Origin of the sequence: Dactylosporangium cerinum (assembly GCF_042653625.1) — a bacterium.
Classification (GTDB): domain Bacteria; phylum Actinomycetota; class Actinomycetes; order Mycobacteriales; family Micromonosporaceae; genus Dactylosporangium; species Dactylosporangium cerinum.
In genome coordinates, this window is record NZ_JBHSIU010000016.1 from 2,261 (window position 1) to 14,550 (window position 12,290).

General features: G+C 69.3%; 3 protein-coding genes. All 3 read left to right on the forward strand.

The genetic code is table 11. The features are described from left to right. Positions 1 to 34: 34 nt before the first annotated feature. Positions 35 to 6,184 (forward strand): type I polyketide synthase, encoded by a 6,150-nt coding sequence (locus ACFPIJ_RS15475; RefSeq protein ID WP_380115611.1) that lies wholly within the window; start codon positions 35 to 37, stop codon positions 6,182 to 6,184. A gap of 15 nt (positions 6,185 to 6,199) precedes the next feature. Continuing rightward, positions 6,200 to 7,393: a cytochrome P450 family protein gene (locus ACFPIJ_RS15480; RefSeq protein ID WP_380115612.1), complete on the forward strand. Its 1,194-nt coding sequence runs from the start codon at positions 6,200 to 6,202 to the stop codon at positions 7,391 to 7,393. 126 nt (positions 7,394 to 7,519) lie between these two features. Further along, a partial coding sequence (locus ACFPIJ_RS15485) for a beta-ketoacyl synthase N-terminal-like domain-containing protein (protein ID WP_380115614.1) occupies positions 7,520 to 12,290 on the forward strand: 4,771 nt, incomplete at its 3' end.

Consider the following 12,290-nt stretch of genomic DNA (forward strand, 5'->3'; position numbering starts at 1 on the left):
GACGGCTGGGGCGGGGACTGCGGCGGTGGCGCGGGTGTCGACGGATGAGCCGATTGCGATCGTGGGGATGGCGTGTCGGTTGCCGGGGGGTGTGCGATCCCCGGAGGGGTTGTGGGATCTCGTCGCGTCCGGCGGTGAGGGGATTTCGGGGTGGCCGGCCGACCGGGGCTGGGATCTGGAGCATCTGTATGACTCGGATCCGGACCGTTCGGGGACGAGTTATGTGCGGGACGGCGGGTTCCTGTACGACGCTGCGGACTTTGACGCGGGGTTCTTCCGGATCAGCCCGCGTGAGGCGTTGGCCATGGATCCGCAGCAGCGCCTGCTGCTGGAGACGGCGTGGGAGGCGTTCGAACGGGCGGGCATCGACCCTGGCTCGCTGAAGGGCACGGACACCGGGGTGTTCGTCGGCACCAACTATCAGGGTTACGGCGACCAGCGGTCGGATCAAGGGCCGAGCCCCGACGGACAGAACGTTGAAGGGCATCGGCTGACCGGCATCGCCGGGAGTGTCGTGTCGGGTCGTTTGGCGTACACCTTCGGTCTGGAAGGGCCGGCGGTCACGATCGACACGGCGTGTTCATCGTCGCTGGTGGCGTTGCATCTGGCCTGCCAGTCGCTGCGGCAGGGCGAGAGCTCGCTCGCGTTGGCCGGTGGTGTGACCGTGATGGCGTCACCGGGCGTGTTTGTGGAGTTCAGCCGGCAGCAGGGGTTGGCCGCGGATGGGCGTTGTAAATCTTTCGCTGGGGCTGCGGATGGCACGGGGTGGAGCGAGGGCGTCGGGTTGCTGCTGGTGGAGCGGCTGTCCGACGCTCGGCGCAACGGCCATCCGGTGCTCGCGGTGGTGCGCGGTACCGCGGTGAACCAGGACGGTGCGAGCAACGGTTTGACCGCACCGAACGGTCCGGCGCAGCAGCGGGTGATCCGGCAGGCGTTGGCGAATGCGCGCCTGTCGCCGGTTGAGGTGGACGTGGTCGAAGCGCACGGCACCGGGACGGTGTTGGGTGACCCGATCGAGGCGCAGGCACTGCTGGAGGTGTACGGGCAGGAGCGCGCCGACCGGGAGCCGTTGTATCTGGGGTCGTTGAAGTCGAACATCGGTCACACGCAAGCCGCAGCCGGGGTGGCCGGGGTCATCAAGATGGTCATGGCGATGCGGGCCGGGGTGCTGCCGCAGACGTTGCACGTCGACGAGCCGACCCCGCACGTGGACTGGTCCTCCGGCGCGGTGGAGCTGTTGACCGAGGGCCGGTCCTGGCCGGAGTTCGGGCGGCCGCGTCGGGCTGGGGTGTCGTCGTTCGGGATCAGCGGCACCAACGCCCACGTGATCCTGGAACAGGCCCCCGAAGCCGCTGTGGCCGGCGAGCAGAGTTCTGTGTCGTTGCCGGTGGTGCCGTGGGTGTTGTCTGGGCGTAGTGCCGTGGCGTTGGCTGGTCAGGCTGAGCGGTTGCAGGCATTGCTCCTGGACGGGTCCGGGCTTGGGTTGAGTGATGTCGGGTCCTCGCTGGCGGGGTCGCGGGCGGTGTTCGAGCATCGGGCTGTCGTCGTGGCCGGGGATCGGGACGGGTTCCTGGACGGGCTGGGCGCCCTGGCTCGGGGTGAGGGTGCGGTCAACACGGTCAGCGGTGTCGCCTCGAGCCCGGCGAAGAGTGCGGTGGTGTTTCCGGGTCAGGGTTCGCAGCGGGTCGGGATGGGCCGGGAGCTGTGGGAGACGTTCCCGGTCTTCGCCCGGGCATTGGAGGAGGCATGTGGGCACCTGGACCCGTTGCTGGACCGTCCGCTGCTGGAGGTGATCTTCGAGAGCGCCGGGTTGGAGTTGTTGGACGAGATGGGGTTTGGGCAGCCGGCGGTGTTCGCGGTGGAGGTCGCGTTGTTCCGGCTGTTCGAGTCGTGGGGGGTGCGGGCTGACTTCGTGGTGGGTCACTCGGCGGGCGAGATCGCGGCGGCGCATGTGGCCGGGGTGTTGTCGTTGCCGGACGCGTGCGCGCTGATCGCTGCGCGGGGCCGGTTGATGCAGGCATTGCCCGCTGGTGGGGCGATGGTGGCGGTGCAGGCAGCCGAGGCGGAGGTGCTGCCGCTGTTGGGTGCCGGGGTCGAGATCGCCGCGGTGAACGGCCCGGCCGCAGTGGTGATCTCCGGGGTTGAGGCGCCGGTGCTGGAGTTGGCGGACAGGTTGGCGTCGATGGGCCGCCGGACGCGTCGGCTGCGGGTGTCGCATGCGTCCCATTCGGTGTTGATGGAGCCGATGCTGGCCGAGCTCGAACGGGTCGTGCGGGGTCTGTCGTTCCACGCGCCGCACGTGGCCGTGGTGTCGAGCCTGACGGGGACGCTGGCTGGGGATGAGTTGTGTACGCCGCAGTACTGGGCGCGGCATGTACGTGAGGCGGTGCGGTTCGGTGACGCGGTCCGGCACCTGTATGAGCAGGGTGTGCGGGCGTTCGTGGAGCTGGGTCCGGGCGCCGCGTTGACCGCGATGGTCCAGGACAACCTGCCGGACCACGACAACGGCCTGCCGGAGGCGGCGGGGCAGCGGGCGGTGTCCGTGGCCGGGTTGCGTCGGGACGATGCGGAGGTCGAGTCGTTGCTGCTGGCGCTGGCTCAGGCGTTCACGGCTGGGGTGGAGGTGCACTGGCCGGCGGTGTTCGCCGGGATCCCCGCTGCCCCGGTCGAGTTGCCGACGTATGCGTTTCAGCGGGAGCGGTTCTGGTTGCAGGCGGCGACGTTGCCTGCCGGGGCCGGGGATGTCGCGGCGGCTGGGCTGGACGTGGCCGGGCATCCGTTGCTGGCGGCGGTGACGGCGTTGGCCGAGGGGGAGGGGATGTTGTGGACCGGCAGGGTGTCGGTGCGTACGCATCCCTGGCTGGCCGATCACATGATGGCTGATGCGGTGTTGTTCCCTGGGACCGGGTTTGTGGAACTGGCGGTATGTGCGGGACAACGGGCCGGTTGTGGCGTGTTGGAGGAGTTGACGCTGACCGCGCCGCTGGTGCTCTCCGGTGACGGTGCGGTGCAGGTGCAGGTGTGGGTCGGTGGACCGCAGGAGTCGGGTCGGCGACCGGTCAACATCTACTCCCGCCCCGAGCACGGTGAGGACACCGGCGAGGTGTGGGTGCGGCACGCCACCGGTGTGCTGTCCCCGACGATGCCGGCGCCGTCGTTTGATCTGACCGTCTGGCCTCCACAGGGTGCGGTGGCAGTGGACATCGACGGCCTGTATCCGCGGTTGACTGAGACCGGGTTCGGCTACGGGCCGGTGTTCCAGGGTTTGCAGGCCGTGTGGCGTCGTGACGGGGAGGTGTTCGCCGAGGTTGTCCTGCCGGAGCCGGCTGCGCAGGAGGCCGGCCTGTTCGGGATGCACCCGGCCCTGCTGGACGCGGCGCTGCACCCGGCCCTGCTCGATGCCGGTCTGCTCGGTGGTGACGGTGGGTTGCGGCTGCCGTTCGCGTGGTCGGGGGTGTCGTTGTTCGCTGCCGGTGCCGGGGTGCTGCGGGTGCGGCTGACCCGGACAGGCGATGACGGGCTGTCGCTGGAAGCGGCCGACGCGGCCGGGGTGCCGGTGGCGGTGGTGGGGTCGTTGGTGGCCCGCCCGGTTGCCGTCGAACAGTTGCATGCTGCCGCCGATGTGTTTGGTGACCGTCTGTTCCAGGTCGATTGGGTGGCGCCGACCGGTGTCGGGTCGGTGTCGGCATCGGCCCGGTGGGCGGTGCTCGGCGTCGACGGGTCGGACCTGGCTGCCGGACTCCGGTCGGTGGGAGCCGAGGTACGGCAGTACCCGGATCTGGCCGGGTTGCGGCAGGCGGTCGCCGCTGGCGCTCCGGTGCCGGATCTGGTGCTGGCCGCGGACATCCCGGTGCCTGCCGACGGTGAGGTCGGCGAGCAGGTGCGGGCGGTGACGGGTTGGGCGTTGGAGTTGGTGCAGTCGTGGCTGGCTGATGACCGGTGGGGCGCGGCCCGGTTGGTGGTCCTGACCCGGGACGCGGTCGCCGTCAACGCCGGTGATGGTGTTGATGTGGTGCTGGCGTCGGTGTGGGGTTTGGTGCGTGCGGCGCAGTCGGAGCATCCGGACCGGATCGTGTTGGTGGATGTGGATGGCTGTCCGGCGTCGTGGCGGGTGTTGCCGGCGCTGTTGGGTGGGGATGAGCCGCAGTTGGCGATCCGTGACGGTGACGCCGTCGTTCCCCGGCTGGTGCGGACCGGACTGGTGCCCCAGCACGACACGGATGTCAGCGCTGGTTTCGGTGCTGGGTCGGTGTTGGTGACCGGCGGGACCGGGGGTGTTGGGGCGTTGGTGGCCCGGCATCTGGTGCTCCGACATGGGGTGCGGCATCTGGTGCTGACCAGCCGCCGCGGTCTTGATGCACCGGGTGCGGCGCAGCTGCAGCAGGAGCTGTCCGGGTTGGGTGCGCACGTGCGGGTCGTGGCGTGTGACGTCGCCGACCGGGACGCGGTCGCGGCGTTGCTGGCCGAGGTGGTGCGGGAGCGGCCGTTGACGGCGGTGGTGCATTCCGCCGGGGTGTTGGACGACGGGGTGGTCTCGGCGCTGACCCCGCAGCGGATCGATGCGGTACTGCGCCCGAAGGCTGACGGGGCGTGGCACCTGCACGAGCTGACCCAGGGCATGAACCTGTCGGCGTTTGTGTTGTTCTCCTCGGTGGCGGGGACGCTTGGGTCTGCTGGTCAGGGGAACTACGCCGCGGCGAACACGTTCCTGGACGGGTTGGCGCACGCCCGTCGGGCGGCGGGGTTGCCTGGGGTGTCGTTGGCGTGGGGGTTGTGGGAACAGGCCAGCGGGATGACCGGTCATCTCAGCGACACCGACCTGGCCCGGATGAACCGCTCTGGCGTGACAGCGCTGACCGCGGAACAGGGCCTGGAACTGTTCGACACCACCGTGCTGGCCGGGCTGTCCGCACCGGCGAACCTGGTCCCGGCACTCCTGGGTGTCACATCCATGCGGTCGGCCGCGACCGGCCCCGTCCCGGCGCTGCTGCGCGCGCTGGTCCGGCGTCCGGCACACCGGGTCCAGACGGCCACCGCATCTGCGGGTGGATCGGTCCTGACCCGCCGGCTGACCGGGATACCCGCATCGGAGCAGCAAGCGGTGGTCCTGGACGTGCTCCGCGGCGAGATCGCCGCAGCGCTGGGCCACGCCAGCCCCACCGCGGTGGACCCGGACCGGGCGTTCACCGAGGCCGGGTTCGACTCACTGACCGCCGTCGAACTGCGCAACCGGCTCGGAACCATCACCGGGCTACGGCTACCGACGACGCTGGTGTTCGACCACCCGAACCCCACCGCGCTGGCCGCCTACCTCAGAGAGCTCCTGACGGAGGTCCCTCAGGACGCTCCAGGAGATCCTTCGGAAGGATCGCCATCGACAACACTTGGAACGCTTTTCCGGCAAGCCGCTCAGTCGAACGAGACACGCCAGTTTCTGGAGCAGCTGGCAGGACTGGTGGCTTTCGTGCCGAAGTTCGAGAACCGTCAGAGCCCCGGCTGGGAGCTGGACGTGGTGCAGCTGGCACGCGGTGACGCTGCTCCGACGTTGATTTGCATACCGTCGATTCTGGCGACCTCAGGCCCGCACGAATACATGCGCCTTGCCAAGTCGTTCGCAGGCGACCGGGACGTAGTGGCGCTGGCACTGCCCGGTTCGGACGGGACCGGGCCGTTGCCGGCGACCTTCGACGCCTTGATCCAGTCCATCTCGGAGGCGGTTCAGACGCGCCTGCCCGACACGAGCTACGCGCTGGTCGGGCATTCCACCGGAGGAGCGTTGGCCTATGCGGTGGCGCAGCATCTAGCGGGTGCCGAGAACCCGCCGACGGCAACCGTTCTGATCGACACCTACACCGTCTACCGCGGCCAGCCGGGCATCGCCGACCAGGTGATCGATTACATGCTGAGCCCGTCGGGAAGCGTATCGACGGTCGATGACGGCCGGTTGCTCGCGATGAGTGCGTACGCGAGTCTGCTGGCCGACTGGGAACCGGCGGGAAGCGCGATTCCGACGCTGCTGGTGCAGGCGACCGAGCCGATGGTGGTCGGGACCACTCCGACGTACGCGGACTGGCGACACTCGAGCGCCGTCCGCCGCGCGCCGGGAAACCATTTCAGCATGATGAAAGAGCACGTGTCCGAGCTGTCCGCGTTGGTGGACGGATGGTTGGCGGAGTTCCGTTGATGATCTGGAGGAGATATGGCCAGCGAGATCTTCGCGTCATCAGAGGGCATCAACACTGCCTTCTTGGTCGACCAGTACGGCACGTATGAGCGGCTGCACAAAATCGGCCCCATTCACAAGGTGAAGACACCGGAAGGCGTGCCCGCCTGGTTCGTGACGGGCTACGCCGAGGTGCGGCGCCTGATCGGAGACCGCCGGCTGGTTCGACGTCGCACGGACGCCGACGGCACACACTACGCGTTTCCGGCCCCTCCACCGCTGACCAGTTCCGTGCTGTGCCAGGACCCGCCCTCACACACCCGACTGCGGAAGCACATGAACAAAGCGTTCCGTGGTGATCGGGTGGACGCGATGACTCCCCGCATCCAGGAGGTGGCGACACGCCTGGCCGACGACTTCAAGCGCGGGACCGTGGTGGACTTCATGGTGGAGTTCGCGGCGCCGCTGCCCATCACGGGCATCGCCGAGGTGCTGGGCATTCCGGAGAAGGATCGCCACGAACTGCGGACCTGGGGCGACCAGCTCCTGAGCCTGGACCCCGTGCAGATGCAGCAGGGCGGTGCGCAGCTTCATCAGCTCTTCATGGCGCTGATGGCCGAGAAGCGGGTGAACCCCGGCGACGACATCTGGTCCGAATGGCTGGCCACGCCGGACGGGGGCGGAGCGCCGCTGAGCACCGAAGAGCTGCTCGGAATGGGGTTCATGGTCCTGCTCGGCGGCTACGACCCGTCGGCACGGGCGATCGGCTCATGCGTTCTCGCGCTGCTTTCGGATCCCGCGAAGATGGAGCTCCTGCGCGGCAACATGGAGCTGATACCGCAGGCCGTTGAAGAATTCCTGCGACTGTACAGCTCGAATCACTCGGCGACGCCGCGCTACGCCGTCGAGGCGATGGACGTCGCCGGGGTGACGATCGAGGCCGGGGACATCGTCCTGTTGTCGATCGCGGCTGCGGACCGCGACCCCGACCATTTCGACCCGCCGAACACCGCGCGATTCGAAGGACCGAACGGCCGGCACATCGCCTTCGGGCTGGGGCCGCACTACTGCCCGGGCGCGGAACTCTCCCGTCGCCAGGTGGCGATTTCCCTGGAGACCATCCTTCGAAAGCTGCCGGGCCTTCGGCTCGCTGCTCCGCCCGAGGACATTTCCCTGCGGGAGTCCTACTTCATCCGGACGCCGAACGTGTTGCCGGTGATCTGCTCATGAACGCACCGTAGCCAGCGCAGTTCGAGCCGACACCGAATCAGACCCGAGGGATCGACCATGAAGCTGCCGGAACCTTTCACGCATCAACCGACCCCCATTCCCGGGGAGCCCATTGCCGTCGTGGGGATGGCGTGCCGCCTTCCGGGCGCCGCCAACCCCGGACAGTTCTGGCAGCTGTTGCGCGAAGGTGCGGATGCCATCACCGAGGCGCCGGAGGGCCGTTGGGAAGGCGTCACGCTCCCGTACCGTCGTGGCGGGTTCCTCGACCGGGTCGACGAGTTCGACCCCGGCTTCTTCGGCATCGCTCCCCGCGAAGCCGCCATGATGGATCCCCAGCAGCGACTGGTGCTCGAGTTGAGCTGGGAGGCACTCGAGGACGCGAGAATCGTGCCCGCGGACCTGCGCGACACCGATACGGGCGTCTTCATCGGCGCCATCTGGGACGACTACGCGACCCTGGTGCACAGGAACGGCATCGAATCCGTCGGCCAGTACGCGGTCACCGGATCGCATCGCAGCATCATCGCCAACCGGGTCTCGTACGTGCTCGGCGTGCACGGCCCCAGCCTGACCGTCGACACCGGACAGTCCTCTTCGCTGGTCGCCGTGCACATGGCGTGCGAGAGTCTCCGCTCCGGTGAGTCGACCGCCGCCATCGTCGGCGGCGTGAACCTGAACATCCTGGCGGAAAGCACCGTGGGCACGATCAGGTTCGGCGGGCTGTCCCCCGACGGTCGCTGCTTCACCTTCGACGCGCGGGCCAACGGGTACGTGCGAGGCGAAGGCAGCGGCGTCGTGGTGCTGAAGCCGCTGTCGAGCGCCAGGGCCGCCGGCGACCGCATCTACTGCGTCCTGGCCGGCAGCGCGGTGAACAACGACGGCTCGACCGCCGGCCTGACCGTGCCCAGCGCGCCGGCGCAGGCGAAGGTGGTGCGCCTGGCCTGCGAGCGCGCGGCCGTCGATCCGGGCGACGTGCAGTACGTGGAGCTGCACGGTACCGCCACCCGCGTCGGCGACCCAGTGGAGGCGGCTGCCCTCGGCGCCGCGTTCGGGAAGTCCCGGGCGGCCGGCTCGCCGTTGCTGGTCGGCTCGGCCAAGACCAACGTCGGCCACCTCGAGGGCGCCGCGGGAATCGTCGGCCTGCTCAAGGTGGCGCTGAGCATCGCCCACCGCGAAATCCCGCCCAGCCTGAACTACGACACCCCCAACCCGGACATCCCCCTGGACGACCTCGGCATTCAGGTACAGCGCACGCTCGGCCGCTGGCCCGACGCCGACCGCACGCTGGTCGCAGGGGTCAGCTCGTTCGGCATGGGCGGCACGAACTGCCACGTCATCGTCGCGGAGCCACCCCGTCCGGCTGAGCCGGCCGACCAGCCCTCCAGCGGCACGGACAACGACGCGCGACCGTCTCGGGTCGTACCCTGGGTGCTCTCGGCGAAGACGCCCCAGGCGCTGCGAACCCAGGCACAGCACCTCCTCCGCCACGTCCTCGAGCACCCCGACCTCGACCCGGCGGACATCGCACACTCGCTGGCCACCACCCGCTCCGCATTCCGCTTCGGTGCGGCGTGTACCGGGCGGGACATCGACAGCCTCACCGCCGGGCTGGACGCGATCGCCGCCGGTCGGAACGCGGGCATGCTGCAGTCCCCGGCCTCCGACGGTGCGGTCGCATGCCTGTTTCCCGGCCAGGGGGCGCAGCAGATCGGCATGGGACGGCTGCTGTACGAGGCGTCGGAGACCTTTGCCCGCTCCTTCGACGCGGTCTGCGCGGAAATAGACCCACGGCTCCCCCGTCCGCTGCGCGAAATCCTGTGGGTCGATCCCGATGCTCCGGACGCGGAACAGCTGGCCCAGACGCAGTACACCCAGCCGGCCATGTTCGCCATCGAGGTGTCCGCCTACCGGATGTTCGAGAACTGGGGGCTACGACCGAACCTGCTGGGCGGCCACTCGATCGGCGAGGTGGCCGCGGCGCACGTCGCCGGCGTGCTGTCGTTGGCCGACGCCGCCACCCTGATCACGGCCCGGGGCCGGCTCATGCAGGAGCTACCGGCCGGCGGCGCGATGATCGCGTTGGAGGCTACCGAGCACGAGGTGCTGACCCTGCTGGCCGGCCGACCCGACGCGGGAGTCGCCGCAGTCAACGGAGCCCGCGCCGTCGTCGTGTCGGGTACCGCCGCAACGGTCGAATCCGTGGCCGCGCAGATCGCCGCGCTCGGGCGCAGGACCACGAAGCTCCAGGTCAGCCACGCGTTCCATTCACCGCTGATGGAGCCCATGCTGGACAGCTTCCGCGAGGTCGTCGAGACCCTGACCCTCCACCGGCCGCGGATACCGATCGTCTCCACGGTGCTGGGACGCCTCGCCAGTGACGACGAACTGCGCTCCCCGGAGTACTGGGTCGACCATGTCAGCCGGCCAGTCCGATTCGCTGATGCGGTGGCCGCCCTGCACGCCGAAGGAACGTCCACATTCCTCGAGCTCGGGCCGGGCTCGGCGCTGAGCGCGGCAGCGCGGGAGGTGCTGTCCGGCGTCCGGAACCTCGCGTTCCTGTCCGCGATGCGGCGAGGGGACGAGGAGGACGCGGCCATGTCGTCGCTGGCCGGCCTGCACCTGGCCGGGACGGAGGTGGACTGGCGTTCGGTCCTCGGCCCCGACGCTCGGCCGGTTGACCTGCCCACCTACGCGTTCCAGCGCAAGTCGTACTGGGTGAACGACCGGACCGTCGCCCCATCCGGGACAGGCGACGACGACGCCCGCGACGAGCAAGGCGGCAGGCAGACTGAGGAGACCGACGACCACGTGCCGACGTCGCTCGCGGGCAGGCTCGCCGGCCTGACCGACGCGCAGCAGGAGCACGTGTTGCTCGACATGGTCCGGACCAGCGCGGCGATCGTGCTCGGCCACATCGGCCCGAGCGCCGTCGACCCGGAAAGCAACTTCAAGGACCTCGGCTTCGACTCGATGAGCTCCGTCGAACTGAGCGAGCAGCTCTCGACCGCCACCGGGCTCTCGCTGCAGTCGAGTCTGCTGTTCAACTACCCCACGCCCGCCGAGCTGGCCGCCTTCCTGCGGAGCGCGCTGCTCAATCCCGAGGTGGCCGGCCCGGCCGTCGCCACGACCGCGCGACTCGACGAGCCGATCGCGGTCGTGGCGATGAGTTGCCGCTTCCCGGGCGGAATCCGTTCACCCGAGGACCTGTGGGACGTGGTCGCCCACGGTACCGACGCCACATCGGACTTCCCGGTGAACCGGGGATGGGACCTGGCGGCGCTGTATGACCCGGCATCGCAACAGCCCGGGACGTCCCTCACCGGGCGCGGCGGGTTCCTGCACGAGGCCGACCAGTTCGACGCGGACTTCTTCGGCATCAACCCGAGGGAAGCGACCGCCATGGACCCGCAGCAGCGACTGCTGTTGGAGAACTCGTGGGAGGCCCTCGAGCGGGCCGGCATCCGGCCCGCGTCCCTGCGCGGCGAGCAGGTAGGCGTGTTCATCGGGCTGACGGCTCAGGACTACGGGCCGCAGCTTCACGAGGCGACAGCAGGTGTCGAGGGCTACCTGCTGACCGGGCGTACCGCCAGCGTCGCCTCCGGCCGGATCTCCTACTTCTATGGCCTGGAGGGACCGGCGGTCACGGTTGACACCGCCTGCTCGTCGTCACTGGTAGCCGTGCACCTGGCCAGCCGCGCCCTGAACCAGGGAGAGTGCAGTCTGGCCCTGGCCGGCGGCGCAGCCGTGATGTCCACCCCGGGCATGTTCGTCGAGTTCAGCGCCCAGGGCGGCCTCTCGGCCGACGGCCGGTGCAAGGCGTTCAGCGCCGCCGCGAACGGCACCGCGTGGGCCGAGGGCTCCGGGATGCTGGTGCTCGAGCGGCTGTCCGACGCCCGACGCAACGGCCATCAGGTCCTCGCGGTGATCCGGGGTAGTGCGGTGAATCAGGACGGTGCGAGCAATGGTTTGACCGCGCCGAACGGCCCCTCCCAGCAGCGGGTGATCCGGCAGGCCCTAGCAAATGCGCGTCTGTCGGCTGGTGAAGTGGATGCGGTCGAAGCGCATGGCACCGGGACGGTGTTGGGTGACCCGATTGAGGCGCAGGCACTGCTGGAGGTGTACGGGCAGGAGCGCGCCGACCGGGAGCCGTTGTATCTGGGGTCGTTGAAGTCGAACATCGGTCATACCCAGGCCGCGGCCGGTGTGGCCGGTGTGATCAAGATGGTGATGGCGATGCGGGCCGGGGTGTTGCCGCAGACGTTGCATGTTGATGAGCCGACCCCGCATGTGGACTGGTCGTCCGGTGCGGTGGAGCTGTTGACGGAGTCCCGGTCGTGGCCGGAGTCCGAGGGGCCGCGTCGAGTTGGTGTGTCGTCGTTCGGGATCAGTGGCACCAACGCTCACGTGATTCTGGAGCAGGCCCCCGAAGCCGCTGTGGCAGGCGAGCAGGGGTCTGTGTCGTTACCGGTGGTGCCGTGGGTGTTGTCGGGTCGTAGTGCCGCGGCGTTGGCTGGTCAGGCTGAGCGGTTGCGGGCCATGCTGCTCGACGGGGCTGAGCCTGGGTTGAGTGATGTGGGGTTTTCGCTGGCGGGGTCGCGGGCGGTGTTCGAGCATCGGGCCGTTGTCGTGGCTGGGGATCGGGACGGGTTCCTGGACGGGTTGGGTGCCCTGGCGCGTGGTGAGGCCGGGCCCAGCGCGGTGAGTGGTGTTGGTTCGGGTCCGGCGAAGTGTGCGGTGGTGTTTTCGGGTCAGGGTTCGCAGCGGGTTGGGATGGGTCGGCAGTTGTGGGAGACGTTCCCGGTGTTCGCCCGGGCGTTGGAGGAGGTGTGTGGGTATCTGGATCCGTTGTTGGATCGTCCGTTGTTGGAGGTGATCTTCGACGGTGCTGGGTTGGGGT

Coding starts and splice junctions, on each gene's coding strand:
- ACFPIJ_RS15480 (WP_380115612.1), top strand. CDS start 6,200: ATGGCCAGCGAGATCTTCGCGTCATCAGAGGGCATCAACACTGCCTTC.